The sequence below is a fragment of the Bradyrhizobium sp. JR3.5 genome (assembly GCF_054057015.1).
Window position 1 is genome coordinate 5,278,425 of record NZ_JBSRYV010000002.1, and the last position, 25,019, is coordinate 5,303,443.

17 protein-coding genes and 4 pseudogenes are annotated in these 25,019 nt (G+C 59.2%); 11 read left to right on the forward strand and 10 right to left on the reverse strand.

What is annotated here, in order from left to right; translation table 11 throughout:
• Nucleotides 1–536: 536 nt before the first annotated feature.
• Nucleotides 537–924, forward strand: a pseudogene (locus ACVWW1_RS42265) (Glu/Leu/Phe/Val dehydrogenase dimerization domain-containing protein); the annotation flags it as partial.
• 301 nt (nucleotides 925–1,225) lie between these two features.
• Nucleotides 1,226–2,369 (forward strand): annotated as a pseudogene (locus ACVWW1_RS42270) (8-amino-7-oxononanoate synthase).
• An 820-nt stretch (nucleotides 2,370–3,189) separates the two neighbouring features.
• On the opposite strand, the pseudogene ACVWW1_RS42275 reads toward ACVWW1_RS42270, so the two are convergent.
• The 3 genes and pseudogenes from ACVWW1_RS42275 to ACVWW1_RS42285 all read right to left on the reverse strand — a co-directional run bounded on the left by ACVWW1_RS42275 (nucleotide 3,190) and on the right by ACVWW1_RS42285 (nucleotide 7,145).
• Nucleotides 3,190–3,944, reverse strand: a pseudogene (locus tag ACVWW1_RS42275) (carbonic anhydrase).
• A gap of 11 nt (nucleotides 3,945–3,955) precedes the next feature.
• Complete coding sequence (locus tag ACVWW1_RS42280) at nucleotides 3,956–4,666, reverse strand: thermonuclease family protein (RefSeq protein ID WP_456659962.1); 711 nt, start codon at nucleotides 4,664–4,666, stop codon at nucleotides 3,956–3,958.
• Nucleotides 4,667–6,296: 1,630 nt separating this feature from the next.
• Nucleotides 6,297–7,145, reverse strand: coding sequence for a nodulate formation efficiency C protein (locus ACVWW1_RS42285; RefSeq protein WP_456659963.1), 849 nt, complete (start codon nucleotides 7,143–7,145; stop codon nucleotides 6,297–6,299).
• Nucleotides 7,146–7,720: 575 nt separating this feature from the next.
• On the opposite strand from ACVWW1_RS42285, the pseudogene ACVWW1_RS42290 reads away from it, so the two are divergent.
• Nucleotides 7,721–8,052: pseudogene (locus ACVWW1_RS42290) on the forward strand (5-methyltetrahydropteroyltriglutamate--homocysteine S-methyltransferase); the annotation flags it as partial.
• Between the two features lie 730 nt (nucleotides 8,053–8,782).
• On the opposite strand, the gene hemN reads toward ACVWW1_RS42290, so the two are convergent.
• From hemN to ACVWW1_RS42325, 7 genes are all read right to left on the reverse strand, one after another.
• Nucleotides 8,783–10,141: an oxygen-independent coproporphyrinogen III oxidase gene (gene hemN / locus ACVWW1_RS42295; RefSeq protein ID WP_456659964.1), complete on the reverse strand. Its 1,359-nt coding sequence runs from the start codon at nucleotides 10,139–10,141 to the stop codon at nucleotides 8,783–8,785.
• 707 nt (nucleotides 10,142–10,848) lie between these two features.
• Nucleotides 10,849–11,478 (reverse strand): hemerythrin domain-containing protein, encoded by a 630-nt coding sequence (locus tag ACVWW1_RS42300; RefSeq protein ID WP_456659965.1) that lies wholly within the window; start codon nucleotides 11,476–11,478, stop codon nucleotides 10,849–10,851.
• Between the two features lie 163 nt (nucleotides 11,479–11,641).
• Nucleotides 11,642–12,325, reverse strand: coding sequence for a helix-turn-helix domain-containing protein (locus ACVWW1_RS42305; protein WP_456659966.1), 684 nt, complete (start codon nucleotides 12,323–12,325; stop codon nucleotides 11,642–11,644).
• An 865-nt stretch (nucleotides 12,326–13,190) separates the two neighbouring features.
• Nucleotides 13,191–14,024, reverse strand: a complete 834-nt coding sequence (locus ACVWW1_RS42310) for a universal stress protein (RefSeq protein ID WP_456659967.1) — start codon at nucleotides 14,022–14,024, stop codon at nucleotides 13,191–13,193.
• A gap of 1,120 nt (nucleotides 14,025–15,144) precedes the next feature.
• Nucleotides 15,145–15,750 (reverse strand): response regulator FixJ, encoded by a 606-nt coding sequence (fixJ, locus tag ACVWW1_RS42315; RefSeq protein WP_456659968.1) that lies wholly within the window; start codon nucleotides 15,748–15,750, stop codon nucleotides 15,145–15,147.
• 9 nt (nucleotides 15,751–15,759) lie between these two features.
• Nucleotides 15,760–17,178 (reverse strand): PAS domain S-box protein, encoded by a 1,419-nt coding sequence (locus tag ACVWW1_RS42320; RefSeq protein ID WP_456659969.1) that lies wholly within the window; start codon nucleotides 17,176–17,178, stop codon nucleotides 15,760–15,762.
• A gap of 341 nt (nucleotides 17,179–17,519) precedes the next feature.
• Entirely contained in the window at nucleotides 17,520–17,861 is a 342-nt protein-coding gene (locus ACVWW1_RS42325) for a hypothetical protein (protein WP_456659970.1), read from the reverse strand.
• A 545-nt stretch (nucleotides 17,862–18,406) separates the two neighbouring features.
• Between ACVWW1_RS42325 and ACVWW1_RS42330 the strand changes: the two genes are divergently transcribed.
• The 8 genes from ACVWW1_RS42330 (at nucleotide 18,407) to ccoG (ending at nucleotide 24,996) form a co-directional block, all read left to right on the forward strand.
• The gene (locus tag ACVWW1_RS42330; RefSeq protein ID WP_456659971.1) at nucleotides 18,407–18,676 is read left to right on the forward strand and encodes a hypothetical protein; all 270 of its coding nucleotides are present in this window, start codon (nucleotides 18,407–18,409) and stop codon (nucleotides 18,674–18,676) included.
• A 255-nt stretch (nucleotides 18,677–18,931) separates the two neighbouring features.
• Nucleotides 18,932–19,159, forward strand: a complete 228-nt coding sequence (locus ACVWW1_RS42335; RefSeq protein WP_456659972.1) for a hypothetical protein — start codon at nucleotides 18,932–18,934, stop codon at nucleotides 19,157–19,159.
• Between the two features lie 410 nt (nucleotides 19,160–19,569).
• Nucleotides 19,570–19,926 carry a hypothetical protein gene (locus tag ACVWW1_RS42340; protein WP_456659973.1) on the forward strand — a complete coding sequence of 119 codons (357 nt, stop codon included), beginning with the start codon at nucleotides 19,570–19,572 and terminating at the stop codon, nucleotides 19,924–19,926.
• Nucleotides 19,927–19,994: 68 nt separating this feature from the next.
• On the forward strand, nucleotides 19,995–21,647 hold the full coding sequence (ccoN, locus tag ACVWW1_RS42345) for a cytochrome-c oxidase, cbb3-type subunit I (protein ID WP_456660804.1): 1,653 nt from the start codon (nucleotides 19,995–19,997) through the stop codon (nucleotides 21,645–21,647).
• An 8-nt stretch (nucleotides 21,648–21,655) separates the two neighbouring features.
• Complete coding sequence (ccoO, locus tag ACVWW1_RS42350; protein WP_456659974.1) at nucleotides 21,656–22,390, forward strand: cytochrome-c oxidase, cbb3-type subunit II; 735 nt, start codon at nucleotides 21,656–21,658, stop codon at nucleotides 22,388–22,390.
• A gap of 14 nt (nucleotides 22,391–22,404) precedes the next feature.
• On the forward strand, nucleotides 22,405–22,569 hold the full coding sequence (locus ACVWW1_RS42355) for a cbb3-type cytochrome c oxidase subunit 3 (protein WP_429033336.1): 165 nt from the start codon (nucleotides 22,405–22,407) through the stop codon (nucleotides 22,567–22,569).
• A 6-nt stretch (nucleotides 22,570–22,575) separates the two neighbouring features.
• The gene (gene ccoP / locus ACVWW1_RS42360; protein ID WP_456659975.1) at nucleotides 22,576–23,448 is read left to right on the forward strand and encodes a cytochrome-c oxidase, cbb3-type subunit III; all 873 of its coding nucleotides are present in this window, start codon (nucleotides 22,576–22,578) and stop codon (nucleotides 23,446–23,448) included.
• Nucleotides 23,449–23,526: 78 nt separating this feature from the next.
• Nucleotides 23,527–24,996: a cytochrome c oxidase accessory protein CcoG gene (gene ccoG / locus ACVWW1_RS42365; RefSeq protein ID WP_456659976.1), complete on the forward strand. Its 1,470-nt coding sequence runs from the start codon at nucleotides 23,527–23,529 to the stop codon at nucleotides 24,994–24,996.
• Nucleotides 24,997–25,019 lie beyond the last annotated feature (23 nt).

Below are 25,019 nucleotides of genomic sequence, written 5' to 3' on the forward strand. Positions count from 1 at the left end.
CTTTTCCAATCGTAGCGCACGGCGCGCTGTCGATCGAATGAGTTAGGTCTGCATCATGCCTATTCGCTCCAGCGCGTCGCTTGCATGGTCACGTTGACAGACGGTGCGTCGCCCGCGTGCAAAACCTTGTACGTAACGGACCAACGAGCGAGGTCCACGAGTGCGGAATCATTTGTCGCGAGATACGGTGAACCGCGCTCTCACTGCTAGGGAGCCGAAAGCCCATGGAGCCGAAAGCCCATGTCACGGGCTATCGATAGTTCGATGCAGCGTTGGCGGAACTTGCTGTCGATCGGTGAGCTTTTACGTGTCAGTGCAGGGCGCCCGGTTTACCCCCATACTGCGAGATGGATGCGCAGCGAAGGATCCCCATCGAGAACGCAAAGTGGTGCAACAGATCGGGCCACTGAGGCCGAGGCCAACAATTGTTGCCGCCACAGAGAGCGGGTCTGTCGCAGGCCGGATGAAATATTCGAAAGCTGCGATGCTGCTCCACCGCTTGATCAGCATATAACCTTCACACCGGGGAAGCCAACGTGACGGCATACCGTGGGCCAGTCTTTGACATGGCCGTGAAGCAATTCGAAGTAATCGCAGACTACGCAGGACGCGAGAGCCCGGCTCCTGATGCCCAAGCGCCCGGTCACGGTCTCTTATCCGACTCACTGCGATGACGGCACGACGGCCGTCTTCGAAGGCTATCGTGTGCAGCATCACCTGACGCTTGGCCCCACGAAAGGTGGTGCGCGGTTCGCGGCGAGCGTTGATCTCGGCGAAGTCGCGGCACCGGCCATCTGGATGAGCTGGAAGTGCGCACTGGTCGCACTGCCGTATGGCGGCGCGAGGGGAGGAATCAACGTCGATCCGTCAAGCTTGCCCGAACGCGAACTCGAGGTGCTTTCGCGCCGATATATGCGCGCGCTGCCGCGCGGGCAGGATAGTTGATCAGCGGGCACGACCTGACTTGCAAAAATCGACCAAGGCGCGGTCACCTGCGTGATCGAAGCACTCCCGAGTCGGGAATCATGTGTTTGATTAGTGGGCGTGCGACTTGCTGCAGTTATGCGTCCTTCGAGGGAGAGAAAAACGTGCAGTCCGCGCGTCCTGCTGGCTGATTGGACAAAGCTGCGTCTGCCCTGCTGAACAGTGCACGGCGGATCATCCATCTTTCTTTTTTGGAGCCATCATCGTCGCTGCAGGATTGTGGTATTGGGCGAATTGAGCAATGAACCTAACCGATACAGGCAAGCTTAACGGCTATGCTGTGGCTCTGGCGGCCTTGAAAGAAGCCGATCGGCTGCGCGCCCTGAAGCCGCGCGCAGGGACTCATTTTGCCTCGAACGATTATCTGGCGCTGGCGAGCGCGCCGCGTATGAAGAAGGCTCTCTTCACCGCGCTCGACGCCGGCACGCCGGTCGGCGTTGGTGGTCACGGCTCCTGCGCGGCAATTGCGAGGAGCACGAAGCTCTCGAAGCGGAGGCGGCGCAGTTCTTCCGGGCGAAGACAGCGCTTTTCTTTGGCGGCGGTTACATCGCAAATTTCGCTGTTCTGACAACAGTGCCGCAACGGGGCGATCTGCTTGTTGTCGATTCGCTCGTGCACGCCAGCCTTCATGAAGGCGCTCGAGCGGGCCGAGCCGAGTTTCGGATAAGCGCCCATAATAATCCCCAGTCGATTGAAGACACGATTGGCGACTGGCGCGCCAGGGGCGGAGTGGGGCGCGTCTGGATCGTGGTGGAGAGCCTCTACAGTATGGACGGTGACTTCGCGCCGCTTGAAGATCTGGTCGCAATCGCCGAGCGCTACGAGGCCATCCTGGTCGTGGACGAGGCTCATGCCACAGGCGTTTACGGCGATCAGGGACGGGGGGCTCACCGCGCTCGATGAGGGAGGCGAAGATCTCTTGGTGATCCACACCTGCGGAAAGGCGCTGGGTGCAGCGTGGGCGCTTGTCACTGCTTCCGGCGTATTGTGCGACTTCATGGTCAATCGGTGCCGTCCATTCATTTTCGCCACCGCGCCATCGCCCCTGATAGCCGTCGCTGTCCGAGAAGCACTCTTGATCCTGCAGGACGAGCCTGAGCGGCAGCAACGCCTGATCGACCTTATCGATTTTGCACATCGGCAGCTCATTGTGTGCGGCCGCCGAGCCGTTCGAACTCACAGATCATTCCTTACCTCGTGGGCGACAAGTCCCGCGCGATGCGGCTCGCCTCTGCAGTGCAGGCACGTGGCTTTTGATACGGCCGCCAACAGTCCCTGTGGGCACGGCAAGGTTGCGGATGTCGCTGACGCTTAATGTCGGACAAGATGATGTATCCGATATGATTGATGCGCTGGTCGAAGAGACCTGGGGCCACGTGCGATGAGGTCGCCGATCATCATCGTGAGGCTGATATCCGGATCGCTAAAGCAATCTTCAAAGGTGCGCGCCGGCGCGCAGATGCTCCTTTTCAGATGGCGCACTTGGGAAATGTCAATGACAAGCCCGCACCTGCGCCGAGCGAGGAGGGCTCTCTGGATGGCACCTCAAGGCGTCTGTCGATCGGGACTGCAGGCTTGACGAACTCAGGCGAGGGTGCAGAAGATTGTTATCTACTACAATCGATGATCGCAATAGTTGTACGGGCGACACTTCCGGTATATGTGGATCCGAAGTACGAGCTCTGGACAGATCCAACGAGGCTGCTCTTCCGACACTGCGGTCTCTTCGTTGGTCGATGCAGGAGAGACCGTCCGATGCCGACGCGAGTAGCATTCTTCTTAGCATCGGCCGGCTGGGCAGCCATCGTGGTCGTCATCCTGCTCTATGTGATCTTCAGCCCTGGTTGAGCCGGTTGACCTGAGCTGGACCATCTGTATCGGTGTCAGGGCGGATAGGCCGGGATTCTGCTGGAATTCCCGCCTGTTCCGGAGACCTGGCTGAGATCCCGGCGTGTCCTGCGGCGCAATCTGCCGCTCGAATCAACTCTGTTGACTTTGGGCTCCAACGTGGAGGCATGGACGCTGCCGGCCGCGGTATGAGTGTTTCCTGGTGCCGGCCGCGCGTTGCCAACATGAGTACGAAGAATAGGAGGAGGATCAAGAGACCGCGCATACCAGAGTTTTTCCCGAAGCTATGACAATCATGGTGCGGATCACATCCGGTGCATTTGCTGCAGCCCGATCGACGAGTGAATCTCGCAGCAGTCAGCGGAAGTCCGGCCAGGCCGCACACGACTGGGCGGCCGTGCGAAAGTGCCAGCTCAGCCCAGGATCGACCCTGCCCGTGTCGAGCCGATATAGACCTCCGACTATCTTCAGTCTGTTTTGCTCAATTGCTGAGCTCAGAATTGGGCTGGCCGATTTGAGTTTATTGATGTTGTCAATCACATTTTGCCGGGTCGCATCGGCGAACGTATCTCCGGTTTGCTGGCAAGATCCTTTTACCGCAGGCGCAGCGACGATGAAATATGCCCCGGCGCGGGCCTACCCTCGTGGAGCGACTTGATGGTGGCGTCTATCGCGCCGCAATGATCGTGACCAAGTACCAGGATCAACGGCGTGCTCAGCACGGCGACCGCATACTCCATACTGGCGAGTGTGTCGTCGTTGGCGAAGTTGCCGGCGAGGCGGCAGACGAACAGATCACCAAGTCCGCTGTCGAAGGCAAGTTCGGGCACCACACGAGAGTCTGCGCAGCTCAGAACCGTCGCATATGGATTTTGCCCATCGACCAAAACCTGGCGCTCGCCTTTGAAATGGCCACCTCGTGATGCGCCCTGGACATAGCGATCATTACCTTTCATTAGCCGCTTCAGCGCAGCCTCCGGCGAGAGCAGAGTCGCGTCGACAATATTGTCACCAAGCCGGCCAACCGCCGAAACAGCCAAAAGCAACAGCGAGCGGCGCGAAGGCGCGATCGTGACCGGATAGGACGTGTTCTGGGAACGACCTGCATGCATGCGTGTTCACCTCATCGCGAGGCCCTACGCCATCCCGTGGCTTCGGCCTCCGTTTCGCTGCAGAACCAGCGTTCAGCCGGCTTTTTCGTCATGTCGATTTGTCCGTAACTGAGTTGCCCGGGCAAGTGATAAGTGCGCTCGCCGTTGCGGCCCACGGTGCCCTTTATCAGACACTCGGGCGAGGGCGGGTCCGATAGCAGAGCGGATCCAAGCAGGAGTTCCTGCGCGTCGGTCGGCACCGAGCTCGCGCCGACGATGATCGTCCCCTTGTTGCGGCGACGCCAGTCCCAAGGCGCGATGAACGCCCCCGACCACAGAGCCGCGTAGGCATTGCTCGCTATCACCTCATAGATAGTGTAAGTATGGGAAGATGGACCCGATGACAGTGCCCAGCCCGAGCTTACCATCCAGGCGTTCACGTCCTGGCCTTCGATGAAGCAACTGCCGAGTGACCTCCCGTACTTGTCTACTCCCGCGGTCTGACAATCCCACGTTCGTCCGTTCGAGTACTTGATAAGCGCGTCGCGAGCAGCTACGCCGCAAGCCCATTTCCGGTCATGGGCGTCGAGGCAAATCTGATCAGTCTCTGGCGCCTCGATATCCGAGAGCCGAATTCTGGTTTGCTCGATCTCGATCGTATTGCCGTCGACGATGTGCGGCGGGCCGCTGAGTTTCGCCGCGCAAACCGGAGATGTAATGAGAGCGAGCAATGCCGTCATCATTACGCGGTGTTTCATTCCTACAACCTTTTGCTGTCGGTCGATCAGCTCAGAAAGTCGCGATCCGGCGCCGCCACATTCGACTGCTTGACCGCACCATGTTCGTTATCCGGCTTGCATCGTTCGACGTTTGCTTTGTGAAAGTTTGGTCGTGAGTCAACCTACGACCTGACGCGACGTGAGTTTCAAGCGATTTCTTCCGGTGTGCATTTTGCGATATGCTTCCGGCCTTGCCGGTCTCTCTCAGTGGGCGCGCACCGCACCCCCTCGACCGGAGGGGGAGATCCCCCGTGCTGAGCGCCGAACTCGCGATGTAGGACAAAGCCGAAGCTCGGGACTCTGTTTCTCATTCGGTTGAGAATAAAGAGTGTCCGTCCGCCTTTCGGCGGCGGAGCGAAGGTCAGCGCGGATGGACCGACGTTGCCAAAACATCGCTCCAACTTCCATTAGAGAGAACTGCGGATGCTTCTGCTGCGACGAGGACATTCACAGTAGGCTAGGCTCTGTTCACGGAGGGGCCGACCTTTGAACGAAATCTGTTCTCGCTTGCTCTGTCCGATTTGAACAAGAGCGCCATTTCCGCGCTTCGCCACAATACTTCCTGGTACCGCTCCGTTCGTATAAACAGACAAGAATTGTCAAGGGAGAGGCGCGACCGCAGCGTTTTTTGCGCCACCATCGGCCACAATTGGCGCGCCACACCGACCAAAGGCCTGGCCATTCCTGCAAAGCCGGTGCGATGGTTCGGACTTGAGCCGTGCCGCTCAATCTTCGGCAGCACCATCTCTCGAATCTTGACCAAGACCTTCTCGGCGAGGTGATCGCTGCCATCAGGGCATGGGCGGATGGTCGGATCGCCCGAGCCACGGCGTGCAGCACCGCGTTCGCGAGCCCTGCATGCGCGAAATGTGTAGGCAACCGTAACCAGCCTTGCACGATCGTCTCCCAAAGAGCTTGAATCGTACCTAGCGTCAGCTTGCATAGTCTCAAGCTGACCAGCTCGCGCAATCCAGAAGGCTTCATGATCAAATGTGAAAAGCTCAATGCCTTAAGTTCTAAATATGCGAGAGGTCGCTACTGCGAAACCCTGACGCAAGGCTGGCCTACATCCGATGTGCGCAGTCAAAGGAACTGCCGGAGTGGGACGCGCAGTTCGAGATCAGTCGGACGACTTCGGATTGCCGCTGGGGCGAGGCCAAAGTACAAATCCTGATGTGCCCCATGCCGCTCTTTCCGGAGAGCTAGAGGCAATCGGTGCTGCTTGCGACGGCGCAACTTTGCTCTGCAAGTGCCGGCCGCAAGTTGACTCGAAGCCTCGTTGCGAGCGGCGCCGGTCATTTGGTTGTGGTCGTATCAAGCGGATTTTGAGCAGCACCTCCAGGCGAGTTCCTCTGATGCTCGGCCGGCAGAGGCACATGTCCTCTCACTGCGTTGCGTGCGGCGCAGGCCAAACCGGCTCTCGCACGCTGGCACGCCGCTGCTGAGCTCGCGGAAAGGCCGAGAGCAATCGTGCTGCCTGACTTTTCCCATGGCGTGCTGCGGTCTGCGAGACAGGCTCGACTCGCCGAGGCATAATAGCACACGCGAGTTTGAGAGCGCATGTGCCTTGCTTTTGCCCCGAGCCGCCGAGTGCTCAAGGAGTCGCGGCGCGATCTTGCTGTGAGCGATCATCTACCGAGGCCTTTCGCGTCCAATCTAACGCTTCCCGTTCATTTGGCTCTATGCGATCGAACCAGGAGCCGGGAGGAAAAGCCGCGATGCGCTTGGCAAAGAAGGATTGCGGCTCCCAATCTTGTCCGTCGCTCTTCTCGAAGGCGATGACCCCGTTATGGGTAAAATAATGGGGCCCTGGTATATTACAGTTCACCAACAGCAGAACGCGCCGCAGATTACCTTTCTCGGTCGGCTTGTCATTCGCCTCCGGTATGTAATCCACCCCGACGGGCTCGATGATGTGACAGCGGCCGTGCCGCAGAAGATTCCCGAGCTTGCCTTGCGCCGTCGTCACGAAGTTGAAGTTGTCCGGATTATGTAGAAAGCGAAGGTTTGCGTTCTTTTCGCCGTCTGCGACTTCACTGGCGATCAACGAAAGCGCCAAGGCGCGCCAGCCCAATTCAATGGGTTTTGCATACGTGGACGCAAGTTCGATCGTCCCATCGAGCGCGATCTTCCAGGTAATGACGTACTTTTCGTCTGATGGATTGTCCTGGTGCCTGGTCCACGAAAAGAAAACATATTCAGTTCGGTCAATCCCTTGAGCGACCCCCCATGTTCGAGGGACGAACTGCGCCACCCTCGAGACGTTGGAGATAATTTGTTCTATCGTCTCACCGTCTTGCGCTCGCCACGTCGACTTGACCCGTTCGACAAGGGCGCTATCGTTGGCGCGAACACTGTTGGTCGTCGCAGCCAGCCCAGCCAGACAGAACAGCGATCGACCGAGGCAAAACCAAAGCACGCCTCTTCCAGGTATTTTCTTCATACGCCGACCCATCTGGTTTTCATCCACGCGTCAATATACAAAAACGGGCAACCTTCAACCTGTCATGCGCGATCGTAAGAAGTTAGAGGCGACGTGACGCGGGCGCCCACTGCTGTCCCGCGCGAGCAGGCGCGTCCCCTCTATGTCACGCGCCGCTAACTTCAGTGGCCAGCCACAGCCTCAAATTGCTGGACCTGCCCAGGAGGAAAAGCCTGGGCATGCCGAGGACTTGCATTCTTCGTGCTAGGCAATAGCGAGCAGTTCGCGCTGGATTTGTGTCGTCTTTGTCGAGTTTCCGACCCGCGCGCGCTTCAATGTTTCCATTCAGCCTATCCACCCCGGCTTGTTCATTCTTGTCACGCACGGAACATTCGACCGCGCAGGCGAACGCCTTGCTGCCAGGTTCCTGATGACAATCGGAAGCAGGTTTGCCGCCATTGAGCCGCTTGGGTATCGTTGCCGGAGTGTCGGCTTTCGACCTCTACGATGGCTTTCGGCACTTGCGGCCAAAGGGGCCACTGCGCGTACGTGCTCGTGCATGGCGAGTTTGAGCGCAATGACATGGTGCAGTACTCATCATCGGGGCGATTGCTGCAATGGACGCGGATGTCATCTCGATCGAGACCTCGCGCTCGAAAATGAAACTGCTCGACGCGTTCAGGAGCTTCAAATATCCGAATCAAATCGGGCCGGGCGTGGACGACATCCATTCTCCACGCGTCCCCGAGACGGGCGAGATGAGGGAGCTCATGGTGCTGGCTCGCAAGCGGCTGCAGGATTCCCAGCTCTGGGTCAATCCGGACTGTGGCCTGAAGACGCGCAAATGGGAGGAGGTTCGCCCGGCCTGGTGAACATGGTCGCTGCCGCCCGCGAACTGCGCGCTGCATCCGATCCGGTCGGCCGTTGATCCTGCGCTTGGGCCTTCTCGAAAAAGCTGATCCGCTTGTAGGTCATTTGCGCTCTCGATCATCTCGATAGAGCTTTGTATGAGTACAAAAAAAGCCCGGCCGCGCTTAGCGGGCCGGGCGGAAGTGAAGTCCGGGAGGAGCGACGCTGACGCATCGCGCCGACTTCCAACGGCGGAGGGAGGATAGCCGATGGTTCGATCACCGGCGGGGACACTCGCCGAAAATCTGAGCCAGATTAAAGCACCGGCTCGGGGTAGCTCAATTATGCCGTGGTATGCGGCCGATATAGCCGAGCATTAGAAATCTACACCAAGGTTTGTCGCTGATGAGCACTCACAACGGTTTGCCGCGTCGAGCAACGGGGCCGGTGATGCCTGCGCTCGCGGCATCGACGGGCACTAAGCGCAATTGCCGGCGCTGTCCTGCCTGCAAACGATACGCTCGATCAGCGCGACTATACGAAAACGCGACTGCAAGAATCTCATAAGCATAGCCGATGCATAAGCGACTTGGTATTGTTTTGAACCCTGCTCGGGCAGTCGCTGGTCCGGTTCCGCCCGATAGCCAGGTTTCGGCTCGAGCCTCTTTGGAATCGATGAGCGGATCGACGCGGGAGATGTCACGAGCTTGAACGTGGCGGGATGCCAATCGCGTGCTCCTCGCCAAAGCATAAGCCAGTTCAATGATGCCGGACTCGGATCCGAAACGACTCCGTTCGGCGCAGCCGGTTCAGACCGCCCGACTATGCGTAGCGCCGCACTGAGGAAGGTGTGCGTCGAACGCCGATGCGACGCTCCGGACCAGGAACTCAGCGCCATCGGCTACCGAAAGCCGGCCATCGCCAACCACAACGACGCCATCTGCGATAAGGCTGTCGAGTCGAGAACGATCGACGATGGCTAACTCCGGATCCCTGCCGTGACGGCGGGATGTCTCGGCGAGATCGACTGTCATGTCGCACATGATTCGCTCGATGATCTCGGCGCGGAAGCGATCGTCATCCGTCATCAAATAGCCTTTCGCGGTGGCGAGCCGATCCTCGGTGATGCGAGCGAGGTATTCCCTTGTCGAGACAGCGTTCGCGACGAACCCTTGTTGCATGTGGCCGATCGCGCTGGCGCCAAGGCCAATCAGCGCGTCCGCGCAATCGTCAGTATAGCCCTGGAAGTTGCGCCTCAACCTGCCATTCTGCCTCGCCAGGACGAGGTTGTCGTCCGGCAGGGCAAAGTGATCGATACCGATGCGTACGTATCCAGCATCAACCAAGGCTTCGGCGATCGTTTCGGATTGGAGGTACCGCTCGACACTGTCGGGCAAAGTGGATTGATCGATCTTGCGTTGATGCTTCTTGAATGCAGGAATGTGCGCGTAGCCAAAGGCGGAAAACCGGTCCGGATGCAGCTCGAGGCATTTGGCAAGGGTGTCCAGGCACGAAGCGACTGTCTGCCGGGGCAGACCATAGAGCAGGTCGAAATTGATCCGGCCGACGCCGGCGCGGCGTAACCGATCGACCGAAGTCGCGGTCTGCCCGAAGCTTTGCAGACGATTGATGGCCCGCTGAACAACTGGATCGAAGCTCTGGACGCCAAGGCTCGCCCGGTTGACCCCGCAATAGCCCAGCGCCTCGGCCATCGGCTCGCTCAACGAGCGTGGATCGATCTCCACGGCGATCTCGGCATCAGGCAGGACAGCGAACGAATAACGCAACGAACCGACCAGATCAGCAAATGTTTCAGGTGTCATGATCGTCGGCGTGCCACCCCCGAAGTGGATATGAGAGATCGGTTGTCGTTGGCCGACGGCTTCTGCAACGAGGTAGGCTTCAGTGCGCAGTCCAGCCGCATAGATCGCGATCGGATCGTCGCGTTTCGTCACAGATGTGTGGCAGCCGCAGTACCAGCACATGGTTCGACAAAATGGCACGTGCACGTAGATCGAGGCTGACGCTGACTGCTGGCTGCCCAGGGACTTGAGCCACGCTTGATAGTCCGACTCGCGAACTGACGCTGAGAAATGCGGGGCCGTCGGATAGCTGGTGTAGCGCGGTAGCCGGTGCTGCCCGTAGGATCGTGCCAGGTCCGGTCGCATTCGGATGCCTTTCTCGCTCTCCAGGCCCGATTATCGGACAGGCGCCGGATAAGCTTTGCGCTGCCTCAAAATATCCCGGTTGCTGATGGCTGTGGTGACTCTGAAACGTAATTGGTAGGGCATGCCCGCGGCGCATACATGGTGCTTTGAACCGCGAAGATGCGGTCACAGCTCAGGAATGAGCCTCCTTGACGATGCGGGCCCCATAGCTCGTCGTGCTCGACTCGCGCCAGCATTGGGCGAGGCGAACGAAGCAGCAAGCGGTGTCGATGTCGAAGGTGACGTCCTGCGCCTGCTGTTCGTGCCGAAAGTTCCGGCTTGGCGGCCGCTCGCAGTTGGCGTGCGACGAGCCGAACCGGCTCGGGGCGGATGATTGAGACCGTGCCGGGCGGGGCTTGAGGAGGGGAGTATTTCGCCGCATCCGGCGTGGCCGCAATCGTCTGTCCTCATCGGTCGCTATGAGACGCGCCCGTTCGCGCGATATCAATGCGGTGTGGGCCGAGCCTGCCATCCCTGGCGACGATCACGCTGGAACCAGAGATCCGAGGGAGGTTCGGACATGCCGTTTGCGCCGGCAATTGAAGCAAGCGATCATCGAGCGCACAAATCATCCTGACGCTTCGGCAGCCTGCGAGCCGGCGAAGCATCGCCATCCTCATTTCGACAGGATGAGCATGACGTCCACTTGCCTCCTCAAACGGCAGCGATCAATACGGGCCATCCGTCGCGGCGCCGTGTCGCGGGTTGCCGGCCATTGCGGACGAAAACGCGACTGAGCTCCGTTCGGCTTCAGCTTCTTGTTCCAATTGTAGAATATGCGCTCTTAGCGCATCGGAAGTCGCTTCCGCTGTCTCGCTGAATAGCGGATCTCCATGATCGGTGAGCGCGGAAGCGACTTCGGTCCAATCATGAGCCGATAGAGCCTCAAGGGCGGCGGGGAAGAAGTCTCGTTCTTCCCGCATCATGTGGTGCCGCTCGCTTGCTATAAAGTCGCGTACGATGGTGCCGACATCTTGCCGAAGGACTTCACGATCCGCCAGGACGCCATCAATGGCGCGAGAGCACTGGTGCAAACGGTCAATGACTTCTTGGTGCTCATGCGCGAGATCGCCGACCATTGCAGCCGCATCCGGATCGCGCGTCTTGAGCTTGGAAAAAATCAAGTCTTCCTGAGGATGATGGTACATCTCCGGGTAAACCTCGAAGTAGCTGATAATCGCGCGGATCACCTCATAGTCCGGACGAATCCCATGCTCAAAAATCTCCAATTCGTGTTGAAGGGCGACCAGAAGCAGATCAATATTGCGATGCTCTCGAAGCAAAAGATCGATGATCATTGCGGTGCTCCATGGAGGAACAATGTAAGCTAGAAGCGATTCTGTCATTTGTGCCAGATCGCCGAAGCTGAAGTTCGATGTCTTTCGCCGCAATTTGCCGGCGCTGCTTGGCGCACGGAAGTTGCGCATTTCGCCCCCGTGCCTGGAGCTGGAGCAAACCGCCCTAGCCAAAGTTCTGCCCAAAGCGGTTGGACAATTTGTCCTTGCGGAGCTCGACCCGGCGCGAGGTCGGCAGGGCGATCGCGCCATTCTGCTCAAGTTGAGTAAAGGTGCGCGACACCGTCTCAATCGTCAAGCCAAGGTAATCTGCAACATCCTGCCGTGACATGGGCAGTTCGATGGCAGCATTCTTCGTAGCCCGGCGAGACATATCGAGCAGGAACGCGATGACCCGCTCTTCTGCGCTGCTGATCAGGAGCATGTGACGCTGCTGGAAGCGGCGCAGCTCGAGCGCCATCGCGTCCCAGAGCTGCCTTGTGAGTTCCCTTTCGTGACTGGCGCGAAAAATGAGAGCGGAGCGCTTCACCATCAGCAGGTGCGTCTCGCAGATCGCCTCGGCTGAAGAGATATGGCTTCCTTCGGCCTCAAAGCCGAAGATGTCGCCGGGCAGATAAAACGCACCGATCTGACGACGTCCGTCCTCCAGAATCTTGTAGGTTCGCACAGCACCCGACACCACCTGATGCAGATATTCGGCAGCCTCGTCCTCTCCGTATATCTCGCGATTGCGCGTGAACCGCATCGGTGTCGCAATCATACCAAACGGTCCACAACTGTGAGGTTGCCCACGCAAGACGCTATTCGGATGGCGGCTGGTCTCAGTAAAACTGGCGCCCTGGGCGTGCATGGCGGACCCTCTCTTGCGAACGTCGATGGGACGCAGATTGATCGCTGCTGACAAACCGTGAAATCCGGATGTTTTACCTAAGTAGAAACCACTACGTATTTACACGTAGGTCCATGAGGAGGCCGTCTTGAACGAGGGCGGCGCGGCTCCCTGGTTGCTCGAACATACTCAAATCAGATCAGGCGACCTTTGGATCGGAAGTTGCATGCTGACTTGGTCGGCCGCGCCCATGGATACAATCGAAAGCGCACTGCCGCACCCGTGAAGAATTCCAGCCGGGGCGAAACGCTGTCGTCTACCGCCACTTTCGGCTCGCCGCAGGAAGTGTCCATCGGACACCATAGCTCTGATCCCCGTCAACACCGGTCGGCCACAGAGGTGACGAGGCGGATCATCCCGATCGATGTACGCTGGGCGACCTGGACGACGTGCCCGGTCACCATCTGCTATGTGCGCATATGGACCGACTTGGAGAGCGATCATAGAGCTCGGCTCGCACGTGATATTGACCTGGCTCAATAGCTGGCCTTACGGCTCTCCAGCAATTTTAGAAACCGGAGGAAATCGTGATCTGGCCTGGCCTGAAGCTGAGCTCGGGCATCGTCGGATGGCCGGTGACAGACTGTCCGCGAGCAGTTCATGTAGCATCTCGACCAGTAGAGCGGGTGCAGCGTTCGGAGCCGTGGCGCTCGACGCCCGGCTCGGCCGCACCTCGTCGATGGAGCGACGGAGGGACGCATGAGAGCCCCGACAGGGGGCGCTCCTGTTCCTGATCGCGCGGATGGGCTCGCCATGACGCCGATCGCGACGGCGTTCCGACGCATGCTGGCGGGATGGCGACATGTCGCACGTACAATTCGTGCCCTCAGTGCGACATCAGAACCGGGATGTTGATCGTACGAAGCATATGCCCGGCGGCGGCGCCGAGCAGCTTTTCCTGCAGCTGAGAGCGACCGTATCCCCCCATCACCAGCAGGTCGAGGCTTTCGTCGGCCGCAAGCGACAGGAGGGCGCGCTGCGCTGACCGAGATGTCGGAAGTGATACGACCTTTGCAGGGAGTCCTGACTTTGCAAGGTACTCTCCTAGATAGGCAGTGGAACTTTCCGCCGGGACCTTGTCCGGAGCGGTGGTCGCGATGATGGTGAGGGCATCGGCTTTGCACAAAAGCGGCATCGCGTCGTGCAACGCGCGGGCCGCACGGCGGCTGCCGTCCCAGCAAATCCCTACCCGTCTGATCGAAAAAGCGCCGTGGAAGATATGTGGCAGGTACAGAACAGGCCCACCAGCCTGGAAAAGGATCTTCCTGGGAATCAGATTATCGTAACTATTGTAGCCGCTCTGGGGCTGTGTGACGATGGTCATGTCGTGGACTCGCGCGCTGGCGCAGATGATCCGGCGCGCCTCGGCGGGAATCGCGCTCAGCGCGCGGCTCGCGTAGGAAATGCCCGCATTCCGTGCCTGCAGATCGAAGACACGAAGTGCCGCTTCGGCCCGCTCCAACGCACGCGCCTGCTCGACTTCGAAAACAGAAGTGACTGCCGCCACGCCGAGGGCAAGGAGCTGAGTGTTGGTTCTCTCGTAACCGATCGCCACAACGTCAAGATGCGCGTCGGTGCTCAGTGCGAAGGAAATCGAACCGTTGACCACAGCCCGCACCGGGAGCTCCGTGGGAAGATGGACCAATATGTTCCCAAACATTGCCGTTCTCCGAAGTGAAAGACCTGCTGCTGTCGGGGCACAAATCCAGGCCGGCAATTGATCTGATTCATATGCCGCGTTGAATTTTCTTGAGCACGATCAACTGGCAAGGAGCAGTTCTCGCGATGGTCCGTAGCAGGAATCAGCGTCGCCTGTGTTGCATCGGTGATGTTAGCCGCGGTGCTGCAGGATTCGTGCTCAGCCATTTTGGTGCGATACCAGCGCAGCGATTGGGTTGGCTATGGGATCGCGGAGGCCGTCCATTCCTCACCATGCCCTCTTCATGTCTTGGCAAACCAGGCCTGCTGGAGGAACAACGAGCCAGCAACCGAAGGTCATGCAAGGCCTCGTTCGCCGCGTGCCCCGGATTCTTGAACTGCGGCTGGAAACTCGATCAGCGCGGCTCGCCGGTGATTGATGAAAACGGCCGGCAGTCCCGTCGGGTTCGTTTCGGATCGTGATTCCTCCTGTCGCTGGATCAGTCCTGTCGTCGCCGGGAGTGTTTTTTCCGCAGCGCCGGTACTCGTCCTCATCTCGAGCGAAGCGGACCCAAAAATAAGCCTACTCCGCGCCGTCGGACAAGTCGTGGCTCTATGCACCGCGGCAGGCATGCGACAGCCGAACTGAGGCGTGAGGATTTTGGCGTGCTGCACGGAGTCAGCACCACCGGCCGAGGTGGTATGAGACACCTCCGTGACTATCCGCTCAAGGACTGTCAGATCGGGTAGTTGGATGACAAGCTCGGCAACCTTAACATTGAACCACCCGCAAACACATGGAGGTAGTAAACCTATGGAGCTAGTAAACACATGGAGGATATGACGCCGTGGAGGTGAGAGAGCCAAAAAACGGGGCACGGATGACCTAGAATGTATACGCAGTCTCTCTCGGGAGACGTTCCGTGACCTTAAGGGAGCGGAGTTCACCGTTGCAAGATTGACGAAGGAGATGGCGCTTGCCCACACTCAAGAATCGTCAGTTTTCACAATCAGATCCCCTTCCAATTGTGGACCGATGTGCTTGCTGAAAGCGACGAACGTCGGTCCTACACTGACAAGTGGACTTTCGACCGCGCAGCTTGAATGCCTGAATACGCCATTCCGCGCCGCCTGCGATGCTGCTAGAACCCGGCGGAGATGGCGATCCGCATCAACTCGGACATGCTGCGGACATTGGTCTTGGCCATGAGGTTCGCGCGGTAAACCTCGACCGTCCGGGGGCTGATGCCAAGATCATGGGCGATCACTTTATTGATCTTGCCGGCTAGCAGTCCCTGCAAGACGTCACGCTCACGCGATGAGAGGTCCGCGAGGCGGGCTTCCGCCTGCAGTTTCGCTGCGTCATCCGCTGGCTTCGTTGGTCGCGCTTCCAGAGCGCTATTGATCGCACGCAATAGCACCTCGTCCTCGAACGGCTTCTCGATGAAGTCGGCCGCGCCCGCTTTCATCGCTTCGACTGCGAGCGATACGTCGCCATGACCAGTGATCAGGACGACGGGACAGTCGACGAGATCGGCGTTGAGTTTGCGGACCAGTTCGAGGCCGCTCATGCCCGGCATGCGGATGTCTGATACAATGCAGTCAACCGGACCGCTCGCGACGTCACTGAGAAACGCGGTCGCCGTCTCATAGGTTGCGACGTAGAAACCGCCAACATCAAGCAGAAACGCGAGCGAGTCCCGCATCGCGGCGTCATCGTCGATCACAAGAATGCGACGCCCGATCATGCTTCTTCACTAACCGTCCGCAAATGGCAAGGTAAACTGAAAGACCGTGCCGCCGCCCGGATTCGCTTCCGCGACGATGTGGCCGCCATGAGACCCGATGATCGTCCGGCAGATTGATAGTCCCACACCCATGCCATGCTCTTTGGTCGTGACAAAGGGCTCGAACAGGCGGTCGGCGATATCAGGGCTGATGCCGGGGCCCGTATCAGCAACGGTAAACCTGGCGAGGCCATCGACCTTGGCAACTCCGACGGTTAATTCGCGACGCGGGCAGCAAGCCATCGCCTCGATTGCGTTGCGTATCAGGTTCAGCGCGACTTGCTGGATCTGGATCTTGTCGACGATGATCGATGGCAGATCGCGATCGCTGCGGATAGCCACCCGTACGCCTTGCTCCCTGGCGCCGAGCAGGGCCAGAGCTACAGCCTCTTCAAGGAGCGTGAGCGGATTCTCCACCGTGTGCTGCGTCTCGCCTTTGGCAACGAAGTCTCGCAGGCGCTTGATGATATCGCCGGCGCGCAGAGCTTGTTGGGCGGCATGTTCGAGGGCATCACCAATGCGGTTGGCGTCCGGCTTGTCTGACGACAGCAGAGCCTTTGCGCCGCGCATGTAGTTTGTAATTGCGGAGAGCGGCTGATTGATCTCATGGGCGATAGACGATGCCATCTCACCCATGGCGGTCAGCCGTGACACGTGCACGAGCTCGGATTGCAGTTCTTGCAGTCGCCGTTCCTGCGCCCGCCGTTCGGTGAGATCTCGGATGAAGCCGGTAAAGAAACGTTCGCCGCGCACTTTGGCGTCACCGACGGCAAGCTCCATCGGAAAAGTCGAGCCGTCGCTCCGCTCGCCGACCACGATGCGGCCGATGCCGATGATGCGCCGCTCGCCGTTCGTCAGATAACGTTCGATGTAGCGGTCGTGCTCGGCGCGGTATGGCTGCGGCATCAACCTGGATACATTCGCTCCGACCACTTCGTCCGGAGCCCAACCAAATAAACGCACTGCCGCGGCGCTGAACGAGCGAATGATGCCCTTCTCGTCAATCACGATCATGGCTTCCGGCACGGTGTCCAGGATCGACTGCAGATGGGCTTGCCGATACCGCGCCCGCTCTGATTCCCGCCGCAGCCGATCGCCCATGAAGCCGAGGAGGGGACCAAGTACCGCGAATCCCGCGATATCGATCATGTTTGCGGAATCGGTGATGAGGCGTCGCCCAAGAAATGCCGCGCTGATGATGAGGCAGAGCAGCGTAGCGAAATTGGCCGGTCCACGGCCAGCGGCGAAAGCGGCAAAAACCACGACCGGGAGGTAGATGATCGTGAACGTGCGGTCCTGAAGATACGGATTTAGCGCCGCGCGCAGCACAAGGGCCAGCGCGGCGGCTGTCGCGGCAGTGCCATAGCGGTACCAGATGTGATCGGACATATTTTCCGGCGGATCCTCTTATTCGATCGACTCTACATCGTTGTTCATGGGAGGCCATCGGAGTGGCCGCATATCAGTTTGCGCCAACTGTGTGGTGCAGGATGGTCGCCGCTAGCCGGGCCAAATGCGCCAGTGCGTCGGCTGCACAGCGACATGTTCCCCGGTCTTGGGCCTGATCCAGCCGCCGAATATCCGGCGGCAGGGAAAGACCAGCCGGTGAATGGTATTACCCTCGATCACGGCAATCTCCAGGTCCCGGTCAAAGGGCGCCGTTTCGATCCGCTCCCAGGTCAGGTTGCCAATAGATCCTGGAGGGTGTTCATCGCCGCGGGCTGACAAATTCAGGCAACCTTCCGCACACTACCGACCAGATCGCTTCGCCGCTGCGCGAACAGGCTCAGCCCAATATTGCCCAAGCGGCGCATGATCTCGATCGCGCCAGTTGCGGTCCGGGTGCTTTGGGTCGTGGCGCCGCCGAAGCTGTCGTGCTGGGACACGATCCGCTCGCCAATCGAACTATCAGGACTGGCGCTGCGAAACAACTCCCAGGATGCGCTCGAGTCGATCCGGACCAGCTCAAGCCGGCGCCGGTTGGTATCTGTTGCTGTTGTACAGAAGCCGGACTGGACTACCGCTCCCGCAATCGCGCCCGCGGCGGGACAAGTGTCGCCGTGGTCTGTCATGTCAAACATCCTTCGTTAGTCGGAAGTCTCCCTGTCCCACGGCGTCAGCGTGGAGCGTTGGGTGTTGATGGCGTCAACTGCGCCCTTGCGAGCCTGGCGGCGTCTCCAGGCGAGAACCGGGGCGACCTCGGTATTCGCTTGATGTCATTCGGATGGACTGGCTGCGCTCGGCCCGAGCATCGCGCCGATCCGCAGGCCGATGAAGTGGCCGGCATCACAAGCGACGCAGGTTATCGGGTGCAGCTCGGAGGTGTCCCGCAGCAGTCTTTTAACCCAATCGCGGGTATTGGGACACGAAAAGATGATGGAGCGCCGCGTCTCTCTGTCTGCCATGCGTCTGACCTTGACTCGAAGGTCGTTTCTATCCGCAAGCCGTGGCCGCAGTATTGATGCAAGTCAAAAAACTCTGATGCGCGCCTAGAACGGCCGGGGGCGAGCGACCGCTGCGAGCGGGTTGCAGGTAACATGTACCAACCCGGGTAATTCGCCAGGGCCGCGTGTCGGTCGCTGCACGCCAGCGCGTAGCCGGGTTGATGGAAATCAAAATGCACGACGCGCAGTTGTGCGAATATTGGGACGCACCGCACGCGCATTGGGCCATAACAACGTGTCATCAATGCTGCGAGAGCCGCGAAGGAGATGGTAAATTGATTGCTCGCCTCACATTGTCGTTGGTCTTGCCGGGGCTGATCGCGGCCATATGCTTTGGCGCTGAAGTGTTAAACCTTGGGCTTATCGAAACTTTGGCTGCGACTGGCCTGATCATCGGCTTTGCCGTTGAGTCCCCGCCTCAACTCGTTCGGTCCAGCGCATGAGCAGACGAGAAGCTGCTGTTCCTGAGCCACTTCAAACAGAGTGTGATCCGCCAAACCTGGACGGATAGCGATTGCAGATTCTGCAGGACAAAAAGAGCGCTCGCATCACGCTGCCCAGTCTCGACTTTATCTCGACGAACGGAGCAGACAATCTCTTCGGGATGGCGCTTGAGACAGATCAAATACTCTCCTGGCGCGAATGGCAGAATGGGGGATAAGCAGACGCAGACGCAGACGCAGAGGAAGAGGGGTCTCATGCCTTCATTTAGCGTTCGGTTCATTAAGACCGTTTGTGACGATACCGGTTACGAGCATCATGCGTGTCAGGCAGCGTTCAGGGTGGATGCCGCCTCGCTGAGTTCTGCTGCACAGCAGGCAGAGACCGATTTCTGCAAGGAAAAAGGTGTCCGCGATTGGACCATCTTCGCCGATGCGATGGAGCTTCGAACCCCGCCTGCATTGCCGCCGGCATGGGGTGGTTAGCCTGAGTTCAGCTAGGGTAGTCCGCGAATCTTGATCGCGGGGACAGTCTGCAAATCCAGGTGCGATCCTGGAACACATCTTCCGAGCGTCGGTTCGAGAGAACAGCCCGCGACATTGCCGCCAACTGAGCAGGCCCCTGTTGTCCGCGACATCAGAGCGGACCGCGCCCGACATTTGGCGGCCTGCGGTTCTGCGGGCTCGTTGCAGCGCACCGCCGAGCCTCGTCCGGGCAGGGCGATCCGGATCGAACGATTTGCTCCCACAGACGGGTCTTATTTGATGCATGTCAAAAGCAAGTCTGCGTCCGGCAGCTATGGCTGCTTCGAGGAGTATAACACATGGTTAGCCAATCTGCGTATATCGGTGGCCCGTGGGGGGTCAGGAACCTGCTCAGCCGGTTACGAGCGAGCATGTCCCGGACAGCCGAACTGGCCTATTTGAGCCCGCAGGACATCGACGCGATCGCACGTGAGCTTAACCTGTCCACGTCCGACTTTCGAAGAATGGCGCAAAGTCCGGGTTCTCCTGAACTCTTAAGCAAGCGTCTCACACTTGCCGGCTTTTCGGAGAATACGCTTGCCGCCTGCCATGGAGACGTATTGCGCGATCTGCAGCGGGTATGCGGCCTGTGCCAGACCAAGGCTCGCTGCGCCGCCGACCTCGAGCGGCATAAGTCTGTAGATCCCCTCAAAGGCTGCCCCAACGAACAAACCCTGCGCGCGCTCGCTCGTGAGATCGACAGCGTCCCGCAGCGTTTTCGCGATTGATCGCGCTCAATGTTTCCGTCGTCGAAAAATGTGATTCCCGAGCAAGCCGCTTTCAAGAAGGCCAAGACATGACAAGCCCATCCCCCGCCTCGAAATCCATGACGATGGGTGAAGCAGGCCTGATGTCGGTATTCGCTGTTTCTGCCTACGTCTTCTTCTTCGCAGGGGCGATGGGGCACGATTCTGCGTTTAGCTTCCACGCATTGCTCGCTTCCGCCGCCAGTCTGGCGGCCGCAGCCGTCATCCTCAATCGCTACTATGAACGCCCGGCGCAATTGCCGCCGGCGGAGATCAAAGGCCGGCCGAATTACAATCTCGCTCCGATCAAATTCGCCTCGGTGATGGCAATGTTCTGGGGCATCGCAGGCTTTTCTGTCGGTGTTTTCATCGCGTCACAACTTGCCTGGCCCGCACTCAATTTCGGTCTGCCTTGGACGAGCTTCGGCCGCCTCCGCCCACTGCATACATCGGCCGTCATCTTTGCGTTTGGCGGAAACGTGCTTATCGCGACCTCCTTCTTTGTCGTGCAGAAGACCTGCCGCACGCGCCTCGCTGGCGACCTTGCGCCGTGGTTTGTGGTGGTTGGCTATAATTTTTTCATCCTGATCGCAGGCACCGGCTATCTGTTCGGCGCCACCCAGTCGAAGGAATACGCCGAGCCGGAGTGGTACGCCGATCTCTGGCTCACTATCGTCTGGGTCACTTACCTCATTGTGTTCCTGGCGACACTGGTGAAAAGGAAGGAGCCGCATATTTTCGTCGCCAATTGGTTCTATCTCGCTTTTATAGTCACCATTGCGGTGCTCCACCTTGGCAACAATCCCGCATTACCGGTCTCCGTGTTCGGCTCGAAGTCCTACATCGCCTGGGGCGGCGTGCAGGACGCCATGTTTCAGTGGTGGTACGGCCACAACGCAGTCGGTTTCTTCCTGACCGCCGGCTTCCTGGCGATCATGTACTACTTCATTCCGAAGAGAGCCGGGCGCCCGGTCTATTCCTACCGCCTCTCGATCATCCATTTCTGGGCGCTGATCTTCCTCTACATCTGGGCGGGCCCACACCATCTACATTATACGGCGCTGCCGGATTGGACGCAGACCCTGGGCATGACGTTCTCGATCATGCTGTGGATGCCCTCATGGGGCGGCATGATCAACGGCCTGATGACGCTCTCGGGTGCGTGGGACAAGCTGCGGACAGACCCGGTGCTCCGCATGCTCGTGGTCTCGGTTGCCTTTTATGGCATGGCGACGTTTGAGGGCCCCATCATGGCAATCAAGGTCGTCAATTCGCTCAGTCATTACACGGATTGGACCGTCGGCCACGTGCATTCTGGCGCGCTGGGCTGGGTCGGCTTCGTATCATTCGGCGCGCTCTATTGTCTGATTCCCTGGCTTTGGAATCGCCAGCTGTATAGCCTCAAGCTCGTCAACTGGCACTTCTGGATCGCCTCGATCGGGATCGTGCTCTACATCTCCGCGATGTGGGTGTCCGGCATCCTGCAGGGCCTGATGTGGCGCGCTTACACCTCGCTTGGTTTCCTCGAATATTCGTTCATCGAGTCGGTCGAGGCTATGCATCCCTTCTACATCATCCGTGCCGCGGGGGGCGCAATGTTCCTGATTGGTGCGCTGATCATGGCCGCCAATCTTTGGATGACGGTAAATGCAAAGGAAACCGATCAAATCCAGGACACTGGTGCGCTCCAAGTCGCGGAATAGGTCATCGCATGTCTCTCTGGAACCGACACAAGATCTTTGAGAAGAACTCGATTATCCTGATCGCAGGGATCCTTGCCGTGATAGCGGTCGGGGGGCTGGTCGAGATTACGCCGTTGTTCTACCTCAAGAGTACGATCGAGGCGGTAGACGGCGTGCGGCCGTATACGCCGCTCGAGCTTGCGGGCCGCAACATCTACGTACGTGAGGGGTGCTATCTGTGTCACTCGCAGATGATCCGGCCATTGCGTGACGAGGTCGAGCGCTACGGTCATTACTCGCTCGCCGCTGAGAGCATGTATGATCACCCGTTTCAATGGGGTTCGAAGCGTACCGGCCCGGACCTCGCACGCGTCGGCGCGAAATATTCCGATGAATGGCACGTCACGCATCTGATCAATCCGCGCGCCATCGTGCCGCAGTCGGTGATGCCCGGATATCCGTCGCTGGCGCACACCGAGCTCGACCTGACCGACATGGTCGCACATCTGCGCACCAGCCGGGCGGTCGGTGTCCCTTATACTGAGGAGCAGATCAAAAACGCCATCGCCGACTTGAAAACCCAGCTCGATCCTGACAGCGCGGACCTCGCCTCGTTCCAGAAGCGCTATCCCAAGGCGGCTGTCCGCAACTTCGACGGGAGCGTTGGCAATCCGACCGAACTCGATGCGCTCGTCGCCTACCTGCAGATGCTCGGCACGCTGATCGATTTCAAGCTCTACGACGAAAAAGCCAATCTGCGCTGAAGGAGGATCACGTGATGAAAGCCGTCATTTCCATCGAGAGCCTCGCGTCAAGCTTCATCGTGACCCTCTGGACGCCGCTGTTCGTCACCATCTTCATAACCATCGTCGTTTACGCACTCTGGCCCCGCAACAAGAGGCGTTTTGATTCTGCGGCGCGCATGCCGCTGCGTCGGGATTGACAGATCATGACGGACCAAGACGACTTTGATCGCATCTCCGGCCGCTCCACCACGGGACACGAATGGGATGGCATAAAGGAGCTCAATACGCCGCTGCCCCGCTGGTGGATTCTGACGTTTTACGCCACGATCCTTTGGGCGATGGGCTATTGGGCAGTTTATCCAGCCTGGCCGCTCCTCTCTGGCTACACGACCGGCGTGTTTCATTATTCGACGCGCGCCAGCGTCGTCAACGACCTTGCCGGCCTCGAGAAACTGCGGGGCGAGAAGATGGCGCTGCTCGGCAACGCGTCTCTTGCAGAGATCGAGCGGGATCCGGCTCTGCTGGCACTGGCCCGCGCCCGCGGCAAGACGATATTCGCGGACAATTGCGCGCCATGCCATGGGAGCGGCGGCGCTGGTGCCAAAGGCTATCCCAATCTCAACGACGATGACTGGTTGTGGGGCGGATCGCTTGACCAGATCCTGCAGACCATCCAGTTCGGCGCACGTTCCGGGCATGCCCAGGCGCATGAGGGACAAATGCCGGCCTTCGGCCGCGATGGCATCCTCAAGAGAGATGAGATCGTCACGATAGCGAATTACGTGCGATCGCTGTCAGGCCTGTCAACAGCGGCGAATTTCGATGCTGCAGCCGGCACAAGGATCTTTGCCGAGAATTGCGCGGTCTGCCATGGCGAGAACGCCAAAGGCAATCAAGCACTCGGCGCGCCGAATCTGACGGACCACATTTGGTTGTACGGCTCGGACGAGGAGACGCTGGTCGAGACCATCAGCTATGGTCGCGCCGGCATCATGCCGGCCTGGAGCGGGCGGCTCGATCCCATCACAATCAAGGCACTTGCCGTCTACGTGCATTCGCTTGGTGGCGGACAATAGGCGAGATGAGTCGAGAAGCCCAGGGGCCCATTGACCTAGCTCTACGTCAGTCACCTGCGCCAGATGTAAGGTCGGGCCATGAAGCTCGTCGTGAACAAGACCGTTTCGCGCGATGACCTGCCGGTCGGCGAGGACGGGCGTCTTTATACAGCTCATAAGAAGGTCTATCCGCAGAGCGTCTGCGGCACTTTCCGCGCGATCAAATGGCGGCTGATGGTGGTGTGTCTGGGCATCTACTATCTGCTGCCGTTCGTGCGCTGGCGTCGTGGCTTAGGCGCTCCCGACCAGGCGGTGTTGCTCGACTTCCCGAACCGGCGATTCTACTTTTTCTTCATCGAGCTGTGGCCGCAGGAGCTTTATTACTTCACCGGGTTGCTCGTGCTTGCCGCCCTGGCACTGTTCTTGATGAACGCGCTGGGCGGACGGATTTGGTGCGGCTATCTTTGTCCGCAAACGGCCTGGACCGACCTGTTCTATGCGGTAGAGCGTTGGGTCGAGGGCGACCGTCGCGCGCGGCTGAAGGCCGCCGCACGGCCAATGACAGTGAGGATCGCGGCAAGGCGCGTGCTGAAGCACGCCATCTGGCTGATGATCGCTTGGTGGACCGGTGGTGCCTGGGTGCTCTACTTCGCCGACGCGCATACATTGGTGCGCGATCTGGCAACCTTCCAGGCGCCCGCGGTCGCCTATATCTGGATCGGAATCCTGACTGCTTCGACGTACCTATTGGCCGGCTACATGCGCGAGCAAGTTTGCGTTTATATGTGCCCCTGGCCGCGCATCCAGGCCGCGCTCACCGACGAGTGGGCGCTCAATGTCACCTACAAATACGATCGTGGCGAGCAGCGCTGCTCATTGAAGAAATCGTTCGATCTGCGCGCGCGCGGCGAAAAGATCGGAGACTGCATCGATTGCAATCAATGCGCGGCAGTCTGCCCGACCGGAATTGATATCCGCAATGGCGCCCAGCTCGGCTGCATCCAGTGCGGGCTGTGCATCGATGCCTGCGATGCCGTCATGAAGAAGATCGGGCGCAAAACCCGCCTGCTCGGTTACGACAACGACATCAATATCCGGCGCCGCATGGAAGGCAAGTCGGAGGTCTTCAAGCCGGTACGCCCGCGCACGATCGTCTATGCGTCTTTGATCGCGCTCGTCTGCGCGATCATGCTCTATGGGCTGTTGTCGAGAACGCTGCTCGATCTCAGTGTGCTGCACGATCGCAATCCCGTGGCGGTCAGGCTCAGCGATGGTTCGATTCGCAACGGCTACACGGTGCGCTTGCTCAACAAGCGTGCCTTCGACCGTGTCATCGCGATCGACATCGATGGGCCGCCCCGAACGTCCGTCCACGTCGTCGGCGTAGATTCGGTGACGGTGGAACGACCGACGATTGTCCTGGCTCGCGATACCACTACAGAATTGCGCATATTGGTGACTGCGCCGGCCGACGACAAGTCGGAACGGTCAATGCCGGTGAGGTTTCGGGTCACCGACATTGGCCTTGGCGAGGCCGCCTCCGCAACGGATCATTTTGTCCTGCCTTAAAGGCCACTAAACGGGAGCTTACC